At 64.0% G+C, this 17,357-nt stretch carries 17 protein-coding genes; 7 read left to right on the forward strand and 10 right to left on the reverse strand.

The features are described from left to right. Position 1: 1 nt before the first annotated feature. From QQL85_RS25950 to QQL85_RS25960, 3 genes are all read right to left on the reverse strand, one after another. On the reverse strand, positions 2-1,192 hold the full coding sequence (locus QQL85_RS25950) for a CaiB/BaiF CoA transferase family protein (protein WP_284356032.1): 1,191 nt from the start codon (positions 1,190-1,192) through the stop codon (positions 2-4). Positions 1,193-1,216: 24 nt separating this feature from the next. Next, a complete protein-coding gene (locus QQL85_RS25955) occupies positions 1,217-2,146 on the reverse strand; it encodes a hydroxymethylglutaryl-CoA lyase (protein ID WP_284356033.1) in 930 nt (309 codons plus the stop codon). Between the two features lie 98 nt (positions 2,147-2,244). Next, the gene (locus QQL85_RS25960; protein WP_284356034.1) at positions 2,245-3,156 is read right to left on the reverse strand and encodes a LysR family transcriptional regulator; all 912 of its coding nucleotides are present in this window, start codon (positions 3,154-3,156) and stop codon (positions 2,245-2,247) included. Positions 3,157-3,424: 268 nt separating this feature from the next. Between QQL85_RS25960 and QQL85_RS25965 the strand changes: the two genes are divergently transcribed. The 6 genes from QQL85_RS25965 (at position 3,425) to QQL85_RS25990 (ending at position 10,155) form a co-directional block, all read left to right on the forward strand. Beyond that, positions 3,425-4,753, forward strand: coding sequence for a hypothetical protein (locus QQL85_RS25965; protein WP_284356035.1), 1,329 nt, complete (start codon positions 3,425-3,427; stop codon positions 4,751-4,753). Between the two features lie 32 nt (positions 4,754-4,785). After that, positions 4,786-7,017, forward strand: coding sequence for an Ig-like domain-containing protein (locus tag QQL85_RS25970; protein ID WP_284356036.1), 2,232 nt, complete (start codon positions 4,786-4,788; stop codon positions 7,015-7,017). Positions 7,018-7,032: 15 nt separating this feature from the next. Continuing rightward, positions 7,033-7,506: a curlin gene (locus tag QQL85_RS25975; protein ID WP_105947645.1), complete on the forward strand. Its 474-nt coding sequence runs from the start codon at positions 7,033-7,035 to the stop codon at positions 7,504-7,506. Between the two features lie 16 nt (positions 7,507-7,522). Next, positions 7,523-8,968 (forward strand): curlin, encoded by a 1,446-nt coding sequence (locus QQL85_RS25980; protein WP_284356037.1) that lies wholly within the window; start codon positions 7,523-7,525, stop codon positions 8,966-8,968. 108 nt (positions 8,969-9,076) lie between these two features. After that, on the forward strand, positions 9,077-9,724 hold the full coding sequence (alkB, locus tag QQL85_RS25985; RefSeq protein WP_284356038.1) for a DNA oxidative demethylase AlkB: 648 nt from the start codon (positions 9,077-9,079) through the stop codon (positions 9,722-9,724). A gap of 143 nt (positions 9,725-9,867) precedes the next feature. Then, positions 9,868-10,155: a hypothetical protein gene (locus QQL85_RS25990; RefSeq protein WP_284356039.1), complete on the forward strand. Its 288-nt coding sequence runs from the start codon at positions 9,868-9,870 to the stop codon at positions 10,153-10,155. A 65-nt stretch (positions 10,156-10,220) separates the two neighbouring features. Here the strand turns inward: QQL85_RS25990 and QQL85_RS25995 are convergent, their stop codons facing one another. From QQL85_RS25995 to QQL85_RS26010, 4 genes are all read right to left on the reverse strand, one after another. Continuing rightward, the gene (locus QQL85_RS25995; protein ID WP_284356040.1) at positions 10,221-10,481 is read right to left on the reverse strand and encodes a DUF1652 domain-containing protein; all 261 of its coding nucleotides are present in this window, start codon (positions 10,479-10,481) and stop codon (positions 10,221-10,223) included. Between the two features lie 232 nt (positions 10,482-10,713). After that, complete coding sequence (locus QQL85_RS26000) at positions 10,714-11,601, reverse strand: pirin family protein (RefSeq protein WP_284356041.1); 888 nt, start codon at positions 11,599-11,601, stop codon at positions 10,714-10,716. Between the two features lie 96 nt (positions 11,602-11,697). Further along, complete coding sequence (locus QQL85_RS26005; RefSeq protein ID WP_284356042.1) at positions 11,698-12,570, reverse strand: alpha/beta fold hydrolase; 873 nt, start codon at positions 12,568-12,570, stop codon at positions 11,698-11,700. A gap of 21 nt (positions 12,571-12,591) precedes the next feature. Then, complete coding sequence (locus QQL85_RS26010; RefSeq protein ID WP_284356043.1) at positions 12,592-13,221, reverse strand: LysE family translocator; 630 nt, start codon at positions 13,219-13,221, stop codon at positions 12,592-12,594. A 124-nt stretch (positions 13,222-13,345) separates the two neighbouring features. Between QQL85_RS26010 and QQL85_RS26015 the strand changes: the two genes are divergently transcribed. Next, complete coding sequence (locus tag QQL85_RS26015; protein ID WP_284356044.1) at positions 13,346-13,825, forward strand: GNAT family N-acetyltransferase; 480 nt, start codon at positions 13,346-13,348, stop codon at positions 13,823-13,825. A gap of 43 nt (positions 13,826-13,868) precedes the next feature. On the opposite strand, the gene QQL85_RS26020 is transcribed toward QQL85_RS26015, so the two are convergent. The 3 genes from QQL85_RS26020 to QQL85_RS26030 are packed head-to-tail and all read right to left on the reverse strand — an operon-like array spanning position 13,869 to position 17,176. Then, the gene (locus QQL85_RS26020) at positions 13,869-14,798 is read right to left on the reverse strand and encodes an aliphatic sulfonate ABC transporter substrate-binding protein (RefSeq protein WP_284356045.1); all 930 of its coding nucleotides are present in this window, start codon (positions 14,796-14,798) and stop codon (positions 13,869-13,871) included. 3 nt (positions 14,799-14,801) lie between these two features. Next, positions 14,802-15,845, reverse strand: coding sequence for an L-glyceraldehyde 3-phosphate reductase (gene mgrA, locus QQL85_RS26025; RefSeq protein WP_284356046.1), 1,044 nt, complete (start codon positions 15,843-15,845; stop codon positions 14,802-14,804). Beyond that, the gene (locus QQL85_RS26030) at positions 15,842-17,176 is read right to left on the reverse strand and encodes an LLM class flavin-dependent oxidoreductase (RefSeq protein WP_284356047.1); all 1,335 of its coding nucleotides are present in this window, start codon (positions 17,174-17,176) and stop codon (positions 15,842-15,844) included. The genes mgrA and QQL85_RS26030 overlap by 4 nt, the downstream gene beginning before the upstream one ends. Positions 17,177-17,357: the final 181 nt, after the last annotated feature.

Below are 17,357 nucleotides of genomic sequence, written 5' to 3' on the forward strand. Positions count from 1 at the left end.
CTCAAGCCGCGTCGTCGGTTTTCAGCACACCCGCCGCGCACAGCTCGGCAATGTGTGCATCGCTGTAACCCAGGTCGCGCATCACCTGGCGGGTATGCTCGCCAATCCGCGCTATCGCCCGGCGAGGCTGCAGGCGTTGGCCGTCCAGCGACAACGGCAGCAACGGCATCGGTGTGTGGCTGCCGTCTTCCAGTTGCAACTCAGCCATGCCGCCGCTCTGCTGCAGGTGCGGGTCGTCGAACAATTCTTCCGGGCGGCGAATCGGCGCGAAGGGAATGCCGTTGGCTTCCAGTTGAAGCGCCAGTTGCCCGGCGTCCAGTCGCGCAAACACTTCGGCCAGATGCGCCAGCAACCGTGGCCGTTGCAACACGCGGTCGTTGTTGCTGGCCAGCGCCGGGTCATCGAGCAAGGCGGTCTGCCCCAGTACCTGGCACAGCGCATGCCACTGCCCTTCACCGGTGGCGGCGACAAACATCTGCTCGCCACGGGCGAAGGTGAACACGTCGTAGATAGCCCAGGCACTGATACGGTTGGGCATCGGCGCTGCAGCCTCGCCAGTGACCACATACTGCTGCATGTGCTGGGCGGCCAGCAGCACGCAGTTCTCGTAAAGGGCGCTTTGCACCTCGCGACCACTGCCGCTGGTGTGGCGCTCGTTGAGCGCGGCCAGCACACCAATGGCGCCGAACATGCCGCCCATGATGTCGTTCACCGAGCTGCCCGCGCGCAGCGGACGGCCTACCGGCCCGGTCATGTAGGCCAGGCCGGCCATCATCTGCACCACCTCGTCCAGCGCCAGGCGGTTGTCATAGGGCCCGCTGAGGAAACCCTTGTGCGAGGCGTAGATCAACCGAGGGTTACGCTGGCGAAGCGCGGCGTAGTCCAGGCCCAGCGTGCGCATGCGCCCCGGCTTGAAGTTCTCGATGAACACGTCGGCGGTGTCGATCAGTTGCAGCACGGCCTCACGGCCCTCAGGCGTTTCAACGTCGACAGCGATGCATTGCTTGTTGCGGTTGAACGTGCGGAAAAAGCCCGCCCCTGCGCCCAGCAGCCGACGCGTGCCGTCGCCACGCACGGGTTCGATCTTGATCACTTCGGCGCCGAGGTCACCGAGGATCATGCCGCAGGTCGGGCCCATGACCATGTGCGAAATCTCGACGACACGAATGCCGTCCAAGGGAAGTCTGGACATCGTGGTGTTCCTCGTTCGGACGGGTCAGGCGTGGTGGCCGGCGTTGATGAAATTGAGCGGCAATCCGGCGCGGGCAATGCAGCCGTAAAGTGGCTCGCCCGGCAGCGCTTCGCTCAGTACCCGGCGCGATTCGATCAGTGCAGGCAGGTCGATCCCCGTGTCGTAGCCCATGCCCTGCAGCATGAACACCAGGTCTTCGGTGACGGTATTACCAGACGCGCCAGGGGCAAACGGGCACCCCCCCAAGCCAGCCAGCGAGGCGTCCAGCTCGCGGATGCCGTGTTGCACTGCAACCAGGCTGTTGGCCAGGGCCAGGCCACGCGTGTCATGGAAATGCGCGGCCTTGAGGCGGTCACCGGCAATCGCACGCACAGCCTGCAGCACCGTTGCCACCTGACCCGGGTTGGCGTAACCCGTGGTGTCGCCTAACGAGACCAGGTCACACCCGGCTTCGATCACTTGGCGGGTCAGTGCGCAGAGGTCCGCCAGCGGCACTTCGCCCTGACGGGTGCAGCCAAAGGCCACCGACATGCCGGCCATGACCTGGACCTCATGCAGGCCCATTTCGGTACGCAGCTGGCACATGCGCCCCAGTTCCTCGACCATTTCCATCGGCGTGCGCCGCACGTTGGCCAGGCTGTGCGCCATGCTGACCGATACCGGGGCGACGATGCGGTGGGCGCCAGACTCAAGCGCGTCCCGCGCACCACGCAGGTTCGGGGCCAGCACGGTGACGTGCAAGCCCGGGTATGTGAGGGCATGGGCCACCACTTCGCGGGCATCGGCCATTTGTGGCAGCAAGCGCGCCGGCACAAACGAGGCGACTTCCATGTGGCGCACGCCAGCGGCGTAGGCGGCGTCGATCCAGCGGCGCTTGGCAGCTGTCGGCATGATTGTCTGCAGGCTCTGCAAGCCATCGCGCATGCCGACTTCGTTGATTGTTATTGTTGTCATCACGGTCTCTCTGTCTGAAGCGTTGCGCCAGACTAAGAGCTGGATGGCAAGCAGAAAAGACGTGTTTCACGCGCTGACCCATCGTCAGCCACGATGGATCAGCCCGCCACTTGCCAAGCCGGTGCGCGCAGCAACAGATGGTCGAGCAGGCGCCGCGCAGACAGCGATAGCGTGTGCCTGTCGCGCATGCAGATGACGAATTCGCCCAACGCCCAATCATCGGTCAGCGGAATCACCCGCAGGTCGAACAGCGCTGCATAGCGGGCCACAGCCTCCTGCGGGAACACCGCCAGGCCCAGGCCGAATTGCACCAGGCGATACGCAGCGTCGAACGACGACACATACGAACGAAAGCGCAGCTCCCGGCCGGCCTGCTCTGCACTGTTGCGCATGAAGCTGTTCAAGGTGGCGAACGCCGACAGGCCCAGGTGTTCGTAGGCCAGTGTCTCTTCGAAGGCAACCTGGCTGCGACCGGCCAAGGGGTGTTCGGCGCTCACCACCACCGCCAGGTGATCCTGTCGGTAAGGCACGAACTCCAGGTCGCCCACCGCCATGGACTTTCTGCAAATCCCCAAGTCCGCATTGCCCTCCGCCACACCGCGCACCACGTCGGGGCTGAAGCGCTCTTCGATGTCAGCCTGGATCAGCGGGTTTTCCAGCATGAACGCCGAGAGTTCTTCGGGCAGGAACTCCATGATCGAGGACACGTTTGCCAGTACCCGCACATGGCCTCGTGCACCTTCGGCGTATTCGCTCAGCTCGCTGTCCAGGCGCTCCATGGCGCGGGTCATTTCCCGGGCATGGCGCAACAGGGCCAACCCCGCTGGAGTGGGCTCTACGCCGCGCTTGCTGCGTTTGAGCAAGGCGGTGCCAAAGCGCGCTTCGATGTCCGAAATGCGTTTGCTGACGGCGGACGGCGCCATGAACGCACGCTCGCCGGCACGGGCGATGGTGCCTTCTTCGCAAACGACGATGAACAGGTTCAGCGAGAGGTGATCGAGGGGCTGCATTGCTTGGCTCGGCGTGTTGAGATGGAAGGCCGGTGCACTTTAGCAAAGTTGGGACTGCACCCGCCTGCTGGGTCGCGAGGGCCTGCCCCAATCCCCAACTCTGGGGGAACGGTGCCCACCATCAACAACGTGTGAAAGGCCCTGGTTTAAAACTGGACCCCTTGTGACGCAAGGCCTGCAACGCATTTTTCATGTTTTGGCACAGCTCTTGCCGATCTCCTCCCAGACGCCCCAAGTCCATGGGCCCGTTTGCAGGAGGAATAGACTCATGCACCGACCGATACCCCACCCGCTGGCAGTGGCGATTTTCGCCGGCATGCTCCAGCTCCCGGCGCAGGCTGCTCTGAACGCTGTCGATCCAGGCGCCTACGTCCCCGCCAACGGCGGCTTCCCCGCCTGGTACCAGGACAGTCACGGTCGAACCCTCGACCTGTGCCTGACCAAAGCTGTCAGCTCACGGGTCGCCGGCGCGCCCGGCGCACCGTCGTACATGTGTACGCTGCTGCCCACCCCCGGCGTGTTCGACGATACGCAACCCATCGTCTTCCCCACCAACTTCCCTGACGAAGCCTTCTGGTTCACCGCCGACGCCGCTATCGTCGACGCCGCCCGTGGCATCGACCTCAGCTACGGCACCGCGATCGAAGCGGCATTCGCCGCCGAAGAGCCGGTCGAGGGCGATCAGGTCAGCTTCGCCCGGGTGCGTATCCGGGTCGATGTACCTACCGCCGGCACCTATGTGGTTACCCACCCCTACGGCGTCGAAGTGTTCGACGTACCTGCTGCAGGGCGCAGGGCGATCAACATGACCCGCGACATCGGCATTGCCGGCGCAGGCGACTTCACCGGCGCGCTCAAGGGCGATGTCGGGCCGTTCCTGCGCAGTGTCAACGGCCCCTACACCGAAGGCAGCGAACGCTTCATCGGTGACCCGAACCTGGAAGAACGGGTGACCGGCAGCCCGTTCAACACCAACTTCGTGCGCATCGAAGGCCCTGGTGGCATCGACCTGCGTACCGAGCTGTTCGCCATCTCCGGCAAACTCTCGACAGTCGCCCTGCCAACCCCGCTGATGCCGCAACGCAGCACCTATTCGCGGCATACCGATAACGGCAACCTGCGCGCCCAGCAGGACATCTTCGTAATGGCGCCACCCCCACCGGCCCACGTCACCCTGACCAGCCAGACACCCAGCCTGAACCTCACCGAGGCCAACGGCACTGGCGCCTGGTACGCCCAATCCGCCCTGAACCCCGCGGCCGGCACTATCGTGACGCTGACTGCCGACAACAGCGTGGCGATCCCGACCAGCAGCCTGACCACGCGTAATGTGCCGCTGACCGACCTGGTCACCATCACCCAGGCCCAGTATCGCCTGTCCACCGGCGAGCTGACCCTGGTGGCCAGCACCAGCGACGAAACCACCCCGCCAGTGCTCACCGCACACACCGGCAACGGTACGTTGATCGGCAACCTTGGCGGCACCGGTGCCGTGAAGACGTTGAGCATGACCCTCTCGCCCATCCCGCCAGCCAAGGTGCAAGTCACCAGTGCCAATGGCGGTAGCGACACCGAAGACGTGGTGCTGGTGCCATGAACAGACAAAGGCTCAACCTTCAAGGAGGCCGCATGAACACTTGGTCGCGCCGTGCGCTGTTCGCCGCCGGTTTTTCCCTTACCGTTACCAGCGCCGCCTTTGCTGCGCTGTCTGAAGTCGACCCAGGGCCTTACACCTTCGCCACGGGTGGCTACCCCATGTGGTACAAGGACAGCCTCAACCAGTCCCTGGAGCTGTGCCAGTCACGCGCCACCAGCACCCGGGTACCCGGCACCCCCGCCGCGCCGTCCTACATGTGCACCCTGCTGCCCGAGCCCGGCATCTACGACGATGCATTGCCGTTGGTGTTCCCCGACAACTGGCCGCCAGAGATGTTCTGGTTCCTGGCCGAGGCCACCATCCCGGCAGTCGGCAACAGCGGCTATGAACTGGATGCCTACGTTGCCGGCCTGGAAGCGGCCTTTGCCGCCGAAAACCCGGTCGACGGCGACCAGCAGAGCTTCGCCCGCATTCGTATCCGCGTCTCGGTGCCGCGCGCCGGTACCTACACCATCACCCACCCCTATGGTGTGGAAACGGTCAACGTCACCACGCCAGGCCGGCGGGCGATCAACATCACCCGCGACATCGGCATCGGCGCACCGGGCAACTTCACCGGGGCGCTCAACGGCGCACTGGGGCCATGGCTGCGCGGGGTTGGCGGGCCCTACACCGAGGTCAACCCGGACACCGGCGCCACCGAAACCTTTATCGGTGACCCAAACCGCACGGAAGCCGTGGTCGGCAGCCCCTTCAATACCAACTTCATCCGCATCGACGGCCCACCCGGTCGCATCGAGACCGCACTGTTCACCGTCTCGGGCAAGGTACTGGACCAACGCGCGCAAACCCCGGTCACCCTGGAGCGTGCCACCTATTCGCGCAATGGCGGCGGCACCCGTGTAGAAGTGTTCGCCAAGGCCCCGAGAGAGGCCAGCTTGTGCATGCGCAATGGCCTGGCCTTGATCGGCACGCCCCCTTCGCCTTGCCAGTTCAACCTGACGGCGGACAACAACGGCCTGTTCTTCAGCCAGCAGCTTAGCCAGGCCGTACCGCCTGCGGTGGTGGTGGTCACCGCCAGCAACAGTACTGGCGGCACCCAGCCGACCGCGCTGTCGAGCAAGCTGACCGATGTGGTCAAGATCAGCACTGCACGCTATGACTGGGCCAACAAACGCCTGCTGATCGAGGCCAGGTCCAGTGATGAGGTCGTCATCCCCGACATGCTCGCCCAAGGCTACGGCCGCATGTCGAAAGCGGGCACGCTGCAAAGCATCACGGTCAACGACGTGGCGCAACCGCCGGCCACCGTTACGGTCAAGTCTGCCCATGGGGGCAGTGATGTAGAACCGGTGATCGTGGTCGGCAACGCCCCCGTCGAGGCGGCCAACCAGCCACCGCTGGCCCAGGCCGATGTCGGCAGCACCAGTGTCGGTGTACCAATCACGCTCAATCTGTTGCAAAACGACAGCGACCCGGACGGCAACGTGCCGCTGACCATCAGCGACCTCACCCAACCAGGCACCGGCCTTGGCGGCGTGGTGCTCAACGGTACCACCTCGGTCACCTACACCCCACCAGCCGGGGCTACGCAACCACTGGTGGCCACCTTCAGCTACAAGGCGGTGGACGCCAAGGGCCTGAAGTCGGAACCGGCCACGGTCACCATCAACGTTGCACCGAACCGGGCACCAATCGCCAACCCGGAAACCGTCGCCACCCTGGGCGTGCCGTTGACCATCAACGTGCTGGCCAACGACACCGATCCAGAAGGCAACGTGCCGTTGGCCGTTGCTGCCGTCACCCAACCGGCTGCGGGCCGAGGCACCGTCAGCACCGATGGTGCCACGGTGACCTATACCCCACCGGCTACGGTGACTGCGGCCTTCACCACCACCTTCACCTACCAGGCACGTGACTCGCTGGGGGCGCTGTCCAACCCGGGTACGGTCACCGTCAACGTGTCACCACGGCCAGCCGCCGAAACCTTCGCGGTCACGGCAGCCACCGTCACGGCACGCTCCAACAACCGTTACAACTGGGATATCAGCGGTACTTCGTCGGTCACCACGGGCAACGTTGTCACCGTCCGGGTCACCACCACCACCGGGGTGCAGACACTGGGTACCGCCACAGTGCCGGTTAACGGCCGCTGGCGCCTGGCAGTGAGCAACAGCACCACGATAATCCCGACCGCCGCGCCGACGGCAACCATCACCACCAGCCCGGGTACTACCCGCACCGTCAACGTGGTTGTGCAGTAAAGGCAGGGAAACGCCATGAAACGCCTGTATCCACTGCTGCTCAGCCTGGCCCTCGTGGGCCAGGCCAGCTGGGCCGACGACCTGATGGACAATGCCGACCTTGCGCCCGGCAACGACCTCGGTGACCCGGTGATCATCCGCCTGCTACCGGTCGGCGCCGGTCAGGCTGCGGTGATCGAGCAGCAAGGGTCGGGCAACCGCGCCGCCCTCGACCAGAACGGCCAGGCCCTGCTGGGCCGCATCGTCCAGGCCGGGGGTGCACAAGAAGCTTACATCTTGCAGGAAGGCAGTGACCTGATGGCCAGCATCAGCCAACAGGGAAATGGCAACAGCGCGTCGATTCGCCAGAGCGGCAGCAGCAACAGCGCAGCCATCGAGCAGATCGGCAACGACAACAGCGCCAGCATCGTGCAGTCCGGCTCGGGCCTCAACAGCTCCGTGACCCAGACCGGCAATGGCCAGCATGTTCAGATCACCCAATACCGATAGACCTGGAGGCACCACCATGTACAAGCTCGCTCCCTTAAGTGCCGCTATCGTCCTGGCCCTCGCAGGTCAGGCCATGGCTGCTGACAGCACCTCGTCCCAGACCCAGGACGGCAAGGAAAACATCGCCGAAGTCACCCAGACCCAGGCATCCTTCGCTTCGGCCACCCAGAACCAGACCGGCAAGGGCCACAACCACCTGGCCGTGCAGACCGAAAGCACCAGCGATATCCAGCAGAGCGCCACCGGCCAGTACAACGCCGGCTATGCCGAGCAACTGTTCGAGAACGGCAGCCAGATCATCCAGCGTGCCGGGGGCAGCTACAACGATGCCTTCGCCAGCCAGTCGATAGGGCTGAACAACGAATCGCTGCAAACCCAGCAAGGCGTTGGCAACAAATCCACCGTGTGGCAGGACAGCCAGGAAGGCAGCAAAGCCACCACCTGGCAATCCGGCCAGCGCAACGAGGCTTTCATCGAGCAGACGTTTGGTGGCAGCAACAACCGCAGTACCGTCAACCAGACCGGCCAGGACAACTATGCCGCCGCCGAGCACCTGAACCATGTCGATGGCGACATCCAGGTCTACCAGGATGGCCACGACAACTGGGCTTACGGCGACCAGCGCGAAGGCACCGGTGGCACCATTGGCATTGGCCAGTACGGTGGCGGCAACTCGGTGGAAGTGTGGCAGGACACCCAGATCGGCAGCCAGGCCTCCGTGGTCCAGACCGGCCAGTCGAACGAAGGCTACATCGACCAGAGCTTTGGCATGAACAACAAGGTCAGCCTGTCGCAGCAAGGCAACGCCAACGCCAGCTGGTCGGACCAGTTCGAGACCAACAACGCCACCACCACCATCACCCAGACCGGCAACAACAACCTGCATTTCACCTACCAGAACGGTGAAAACCTCAACCTGACCATCAATACCAAAGGCAATGGCAACAGCATCACCGCCAGCAACTGGAAAGGCGCCAAAATGGGCGGCCAGTTCGGCACCAATCAGAACGCCACGATCAACCAGAACGGTAACGGCAACGGCGTCAACCTGACCCAGAACGGATCAGACCAGCTGGCCACGCTGACCCAGACGGGTAAAGGCAACCAGATGCAGACCAAGCAGGCCGACAGCAACAACGAGCTGTATTTCGAACAGAACGGTACGGACAACATCCTGATCGCCGATCAGCGCGGTACAGACAACTACGCCTACGGCAACAGCCAGGGTACTGGCAACGCCATCACCCTGGACCAGTCCGGTTACAACAACCAGAGCTACACCAACCAGCTGTACGGTAGCGGCAACGAAGCCACCATCAAGCAGACTGACAGCATCAACGTCGCCTATGTGATCCAGGGAGGCCAGGGCAACAAGGCGTACGTCGACCAGAGCGGTATCGCCCAAACCGCCACCATCACCCAGCTGGGCAGTGCGAACCTGGCCACCGTGACCCAGAAGTAAACCTTTCCCCCTTGAACCGCGGTGCTCCTCTCCCTGGTGCCGCGGTTCCTTTTTCTCGATTGCATATGCCGGGATACAATGCCGTAACCCTCGAACATGTGCAGCGCCATGATCCAGTCCGACCTCGACCTGTTCGGCCCCCAGCCACAACGCCTGGCCAGTCATACCGTGCTGCTGCCCGGCTTCGTGCTGAGCGAAATCGAACCCCTGCTAGACGCCTTGCGCCCGGTACTGCGCGCCGCGCCGTTCCGGCACATGCGCACACCCGGAGGCCTGCACATGGCCGTCGCCTTGACCAACTGCGGCACGCTCGGTTGGGTGAGTGATGAACACGGCTATCGCTACAGCGTCACCGACCCGCTCAGCGGCAAGCCTTGGCCCGCCTTGCCCCCGGTGATGCTGAGCCTGGCCGCCCGCGCTGCCGCCATGGCCGGTTTCGACGGTTTTGTCCCCGACGCCTGCTTGGTCAACCATTATCTGCCCGGCACCCGCCTGAGCCTGCACCAGGACCGTAACGAGCAGGACTTCGACCAGCCGATCGTGTCGGTGTCGCTGGGGTTACCGGCCGTGTTCCTGCTTGGGGGCCTGCAGCGCGCCGACAAGACCCAGCGCATACCACTGAGCCATGGCGATGTGTTGATCTGGGGCGGCGAAGACCGCTTGCGCTTTCACGGCGTGCAGCCCATCAAGCCCGGCGTGCATCCGCGCATGGGCGAGCGGCGGATCAACCTCACCTTGCGCAAGGCCGGAGGCTGACGCAAACACGATGAACGTGCATGAAACACGTTGAACATCTTGGTCTGGCAAGCTTCAAACGATAAGCCGCCTTCTCACACCCCGGAGCCTGCCATGCCGTACCCAGCTTGCCCTACGCCCCCGCACAACACAGCCGTACGCTCATGAAAATGCCCGGTCGTGCACCCAACGCCTCGCTGCAACTCGATTATGTGCGCGACACCCTGTTTGGCCCTGTGGCGCAAAGCGTGGAATGCCAGTGCCAACTCGCCGCCCTCAACCTGCAGGGCCGACCCGCTTTGCGCTTGCACATTTGCCCGCCGCTGCCGGACAAAGTCGACCGGGCCCACAGCGTGGCATTCGTTTGGGACGGGCGCAGTTACCACGGCGTAGTACGTGACCAAGGCAGGTGCGGGGATGGTGGTTTGAACCTGTTGCTGGAGCTGCAGTAGGCCGGTAAGCGGGATGAAGCGGGTACACCCGGCCAGCTCAAGCCGGCCGGGTATAGTCGGCACACTCAGGCAATGGCCTTGAGTGGCACTGGGTGGCTGTCACGCAGCGCGTGCAGCTGCCCCACCAGGTGGACCAGGTCACGGCAGCTGTTGAGGCTTTGCAGCGGGACCCCACTCAGGGTCACGCCCTCGTCAAGACGCTGACCCTGACCCAGGCGGATGGTCAGGTTGGTGCCATCCAGGCAGCTGACTTCACAGCGATCAGGCAAGCAGGCCTGCTCGATCAACTGCCGCATTTCTAGCATCGAAACTCCAATCAACGACATGGTACGACCCTCTCTGTGGGATGGCCTGTTGTGTGGGAGTACGCCTTTCTGAGGCGGGGCGCCAATTGATATTGCGCATGCCCGGGCAGGCGTCCATGCGCCGGGGCAATGATGATGCGGGGAATCCCTTAGCACCTTAGTGGAAGATTGCCAGCAGGGGCCCCCTGTTCGATCGCAATCGCACACTTAGCGACGAGTGGTCTTGGCAACGCTCAGTAGTGCGAGTGAGCGCTCAGTGCGCTGCACCACCACGCTCATCCTGCATCTGCCCAAACCGCCCGGCATGGAAATCGTCGAACGACTCGGCAATTTCCGCCTGGCTGTTCATCACGAACGGGCCATAACCGACGATCGGCTCATCGATAGGCTCGCCGCTGAGCAGCAGTACACTGGCATCCTCCAGCGCTTCAACGGCAACCGCTTCACCGCCCCGGTCAAACAGCACCAGGCTGGACGGGCCGGCTTCACGCTCGCCGTTGATCCGCACCGAACCGCGCATTACCACCAACGCCGCGTTGCGCCCGGCAGGCACCGGCAGATGCAATGCCGCACCGGCATTCAAGCGCAGGTCCCAGACATCCATGGCAGTAAAGGTCCGTGCGGGCCCCGAATGCCCACGGTAGCTACCTGCAATCACCCGCACGCTACCGCCCTCGCCGTCCAGCGCTATCACGGGAATGTCCTGCGCCAGCAACGTCTGGTAACCGGCCGCTGCACGCTTGTCTCGCGCCGGCAGATTGACCCACAGCTGCACCATTTCCAGCGTACCGCCACGGCGGGCAAAGCCCGGGGAATGAAACTCTTCATGGATGATGCCGTTGGCCGCAGTCATCCACTGCACATCGCCAGGGCCGATCAGGCCGCCAGCGCCCGTGGAGTCACGGTGCTCCAGCTCACCCTGATAGACGATGGTGACCGTCTCGAAGCCGCGGTGCGGGTGCTGGCCAACGCCGCGCCGCGCAGTGGTCGGGGTGAAGTCATGAGGTCCCGCGTAGTCCAGCAGCAGGAACGGACTGATTCGGCTGGCCAGGTTGTCATAGGTGAACAGGCTGCGCACCGGGAAGCCATCACCCACCCAATGGGCGTGCGGGCTGCGGTGGATACCCAGAATCTGTTTCATGAGAAGGCTCCTCTCTTGGCTGAGTTAACCTTATCAATGATGACAATCTGGCGGTAGCCAACTGAAATGGCATGCATCGTTCCACAGATGGAACAGTTAGCCCTGCAAGAACGCGAGCACCTGCTGGGCCGCCGCAGCCGGGTCTTCCTGCATGAAACAATGGCCACCCGCAACTTGCTGTGCAGTCACGGTGCGGTTGAGTACCGCCAGGCGGCTCACTGAGTGTGGCACGAAGGGGTAAGTATGCTCGCCATACAGCACCCGCGTCGGTGTGCTGATTGCGGCCAGGCTTGCCCACATGCGCTTGGGGAACGAACTGAAAATTTCCACTTCCCGGCTGGGCCGGCACTTGAGTACCACGGCATCACCGCAATCGCCGATGGCATGTTCGACATAAGCCTGCAACGCCGCATCGGTCCAGCCCTTGAAAATGCCCCGCCCTTTCAGCGAAGCCAGCGCCGCCTCGCGATCGGGCCAGTGGCTGCGGCGACTGGCAGCCTTGCGCGCCAAGGCATGGCGTTGGTGCAGGCCGACCAGTGCTGCCGCCCCCATCACACCGATCATGCGTCGGCTGAACAGTACCGGGTCTAGCAGCACGGCACGTGCAAACAGTTGCGGTTCGCAGGCCAGGATCAGCCCAGTGAGCACACCACCAAAACTATGGCCCACGGCAAACCGCGCCACATCGCCATACTCGCTACGCCCGGCCTGAAAAGCTTCCACTGCCAGCTCGGCTGTACGGTTCCACCCCCGAAACACCCCGCCATGATCGCTGTCACCATGCCCCTGAACGTCGCAAAGCCACAGGTCAAAATGCTCGCCAAGGCGCATCAGCAACGGCTGGTAAGCCAGGCAGCAGAAACCGTTGCCGTGCAAGAAATGCAGCAGCGGCTTGCCACTGGCCGGGGTTCGCCAGCCACGCAGGGTGAAACCTTCGGCGCATTCGTGAGACCAGGGAATCAACTGCATCGGTTTGCTGTACTCGCGGGGCTAGGAAAACGCTGATTCTACAAACAGCAGCGGGTACAGTGAAATCACCAGCAACAAGGCCATCAGGACATTGAACAGCATCAGCCAGCGCGGGTTCTGCAGCAGGTTGCGCAAGGCGCTGCCAAACATCACCCACACGCCGACGCTGGGCAGGTTGACCAAGGCGAACAAGGCCGCGATGACGATCACGTTCGTCACATAGCCTTGCGCGGGGGTGTAGGTGGTGATCGCCCCCACCGCCATCACCCAGGCCTTGGGATTGACCCACTGGAACGCCGCCGCCCCCCAGAAACCCAGCGGCTTCCGGGTGCTGGAAGCGGACGTGCCGACCGGCCCGGAAGTGGCGATCTTCCAGGCCAGGTACAGCAGGTAGGCGGCGCCGGTGCAGCGCAGCACCGTGTACAGCGGCGGCCAGGCCTTGAACACCTCGCCCAGGCCCAGGCCGACGGCCAGCACCATCACCATGAACCCGACGCTGATACCCAAGGCGTGTGGGATTGAACGGCGCACACCGAAATTCACCCCCGAGGCCAGCAACATGGTGTTGTTGGGGCCAGGGGTGATCGAAGACACGAAGGCAAACAGCACGAAGGCGGTCAGCAGATCGGCAGAGGCAAGCATGGCGGGCATTCCACTTTCTTTATAGGTGCTGTCACACTAACGGAGTCGCCCTCCGTTGCGACCGATACAGTTGCATTAAATTATGTGCATACAAATCACTGTACCGTTAACCCGGATCAAGGAAGCCGTCACCATGAGCCTCACCATTCGCCCTGCCGTTCGTTCCGACGCCGAGCAGATCCTGGCCTTTATCACCGAGCTGGCCGAATACGAACGCGCCCGCCACGAGGTGGTCGCCACCCTTGCCGACATCGAGCACAGCCTGTTTGGTGAAGGCAGTACGGTGCACAGCCTGATGTGCGAGCGCGATGGCCGGCCAATCGGCTTTGCCGTGTACTTCTACAGCTACTCGACCTGGCTCGGGCGCAACGGCATTTACCTGGAAGACCTGTACGTTACCCCCGAACAGCGCGGCGACGGTGCCGGGCGGCAACTGCTGCGGCACATTGCCCGCGAAGCGGTGGCAAACAACTGTGGGCGCCTGGAATGGAGCGTGCTGGACTGGAACGAGCCGGCGATCGGCTTCTATCAGAAGCTGGGCGCCGAGGCGCAGGATGAGTGGGTGCGCTACCGGCTGGATGGCGAGAAACTGGCAGCGTTTGCCCAAGGGTGAACGGACGGGGGCTGCTTTGCAGCCCCAGTGCCTGGCAGGTACCTCACTCCCGCCGCCACACCGCCCCGGCAATGTCGACCCGTTTAGGCAGGATCTTGTTGTCAAAGAACAACGCTGCAGTGCGCTGCTGCGCCGCCACGATTTCATCACTCACCGGCAGCACCGGTGATGCCGGCCGGTGGCTGAAGCTGCGCCGCACCACGTCCTCTGGCAAGCCCATGAACTGCGCCAGCAAGCGGATGCTCCCAGCCTCGTCGCTGCGGGTAAGCGTCTCGGCCTGGCTGATTTCATCCAGCAGTTGCCCGACAAAGGCGCCATGGTCTTCGACATAGCTGCGCGAGCCCAGCAAGAACGGCCCGATCAGGCCCAACCCCTGACCGTCAGCCAGCAGCCGTGCCTTGCCCTCCAGATCGATGGCCGAGTAGAACGGGTCCCAGATTGCCCAGGCATCCACGCTACCCCGCTCGAAGGCCGCCCGGGCATCGGCAGGTGCCAGGTACACAGGCTGCACATCGCGAATGCTCAGCCCGGCCTTGGCCAAGGCACGCAACAGCAAGTTGTGCGCGCTGGACCCCTTCTGCAGGGCGATGCGCTTGCCCTTGAGCTCGCTCACTGCGCTGATCGGGCTGTCTTTCGGCACCAGGATCACCTCGGCCCGGGGCTTGGGCGGCTCGGCACCGATGTACAGCAGGTCGGCGCCAGCAGCCTGGGCGAAGATCGGCGGAATATCACCGGTCGAGCCAATATCGAGGCTGCCAATGTTCAATGCTTCGAGCATCTGCGGGCCCGCGGGGAACTCGATCCATTCCACGCGGGTGTTGGCGAAGCGTTGCTCCAGCAGCCGATGCTGCTTGGCGAGCACCAGGCTGATCGAGCCCTTCTGGTAGCCAATGCGCAAGGTAGCCGGGTCTGCGGCCTGGGCCGTACCGGTCAGGGCCAGCAACACCAGCAAGGCAAGGTGTAGCACGCGCATGGGTCACTCCTTCCAGTCGGTCGAGGGCTTTTCCCACAGGTTGATCCCACCTTCCACAGCGTATTGGTCGATGGCAGTCAGTTCTTCGGCGGTGAACGTCAGGTTGTCGAGCGCCGCAACGTTCTCGATGATCTGTTCGGGCCGGCTGGCACCGATCAAGGCAGACGTCACCCGTGGGTCACGCAGTGTCCACGCCAGGGCCAGTTGGGCCAGGCTCTGGCCACGCTGATGGGCGATGTCGTTCAGGGCGCGTGCACGGGCGATGTTGGCGTCCGACAAATGCTGGGGTAGCAAAGAGCCGCCACCCGCGCGGTTCACCCGGGCGTCGGCCGGGATGCCATTCAGGTATTTGTCGCTGAGCAGGCCCTGCGCCAGCGCAGTGAATACGATCACCCCGGCACCCAGGGCATCAGTGGTGTCGAGCAGGTCCCGCTCGATCCAGCGGTTGAACAGGTTGTACGACGGCTGGTGGATCAGCAGCGGCACCTTAAGTGCTTCAAGCAATGCGGCAATCTCTGCGGTTTTGCCGGCTGAATAGGACGAAATACCGATGTACAGCGCCTTGCCCTGGCGCACGATGTCGGCCAGCGCAATGGCGGTTTCTTCCAGCGGCGTGTCGGCATCGAAACGGTGAGAATAAAAGATGTCGACGTAGTCCAGGCCCAACCGTGCCAGGCTCTGGTCCAGGCTGGCGACCAGGTATTTGCGCGAGCTGCCGCCCTGCCCGTACGGCCCCGGCCACATGTCCCAGCCGGCCTTGCTGGATATGATCAGCTCGTCACGGTAACTGCGCAGGTCTTCACGCAGCAGCCGACCGAAGTTGGTCTCGGCGCTGCCATAGGGCGGGCCATAATTATTGGCCAGGTCGAAATGGTTGATGCCGGCATCGAATGCCGAGTGCAGCAAGGCGCGTTGAGTGGCGATGGGCGTGGCATCGCCAAAGTTGTGCCACAGGCCCAGGGACAGGGCTGGCAGCACCAGGCCGCTACGGCCTACGCGACGATAGGGCATACGCGCATAGCGCTCGGGGTTGGCGTAGTAGCTCATGATTGGCCTCGTTCGACAAAGTAAGGGTTGGCTGGCCGTTGCAGGCCCAGGTGTTCACGCAGGGTGCGGCCCTGATACTGGCGACGGAACAGGCCACGGCGCTGCAGTTCGGGCACCACATGGAGGGCAACGTCTTCAAGGCCCTGCGGCAGGTGCGGCACCAGTACGTTGAAGCCATCGGCAGCACCGCCTTCGAACCAGGCCTGCAGCTCATCGGCGATCTGCACCGGGGTGCCGACCAGGCTGTAGTGCCCCCGCCCGCCGGCGATGCGCCGACCCAGCTGGGCGAGGGTCAGTCGCTCGTTGCCAGCCAGCTCGGTCAGCAATTGCTGGCGACTGCGCTGGCCGTCTTCGGTAGGCGGCAGTTCGGGCAGCGGGCCGTCCAGCGGGTAGCCGGAAAGGTCGAAGTTGCCGAGCATGCGCCCGAGCAGGCCAACCCCGACACGGGGGTCGACCAGCGTCTGGAACTGTTCGTACTTGTCCTCGGCCTGTGCCTGGCTTTGCCCTACTACCACGAATACGCCAGGCATGATTTTCAGCGAATGCTCATCTCGCCCATGGCGGGACAGGCGACCCTTGAGGTCGGCGTAAAACGCCTGTGCGCGGGCCAGACTCGGCTGGGCGGTGAACACCACTTCGGCGCTTTGTGCGGCCAGCTCGCGGCCGGTTTCGGACGAGCCGGCCTGCACCAGCACCGGTCGCCCCTGTGGCGAGCGGGCAACATTGAGCGGGCCTTTGACACGAAAGTGCTCGCCGACATGGTCGAGGGCACGCACGGCTTGCGGGTCGTGGAACAGGCCGCTGGCCTTGTCACGCACGAAGGCGTCATCGGCCCAGCTGTCCCACAGGCCCTGCACTACCTGCTGGAATTCACGGGCGCGGGCATACCGCTCGGCATGCGGAATGTGCACCTGGCGCCCGAAGTTGCCGGCTTCGGCGGCAGCGTCGGAGGTGACCAGGTTCCAGCCGGCCCGGCCTGCGGACAGGTGATCCAGCGAGGCGAACTTGCGCGCCACATGGTACGGCTCGTTGTAGCTGGTGGTGGCGGTGGCGATCAGGCCGATGCGTTCGGTGACCGCGCTCAGCGCCGACAACAGGGTCAGTGGCTCGAAGTACACCGAACGGGCACTGTGGCTGGCCAGCGGGTCGCTGGGCGCGGCGACGCTGTCGGCGACGAACAAGGCATCGAAGCACGCGGCTTCGGCGATTTGCGCGGTGCGCTTGTAGGTGGCGAAATCCAGCGGGTCGGCGGGTACGTCCGGGTGGCGCCAGGCGGCCACATGGTGACCGGTGGCCATGAGGAAGGCACCCAGGTTCATTTGGCGGGGCATGTTGTTCTCCTTGAAAGCTTGATTGGGGCCGCCTTGCGGCCCATCGCCGGGGGGCCCCCCCCCCCCCCCCCCCCCCCCCCCCCGGGGGGCGGGGGGCGGCGGGGGGGGGGGGGGGGGGGGGGGTGGCGGGGGGGGGGGCCCGACAGGCCCAAAAAAAACCCCCAACAAAACCGGGGTGGGG

Source organism: Pseudomonas putida (genome assembly GCF_030159595.1).
GTDB classification, from domain to species: Bacteria; Pseudomonadota; Gammaproteobacteria; order Pseudomonadales; family Pseudomonadaceae; genus Aquipseudomonas; species Aquipseudomonas putida_AC.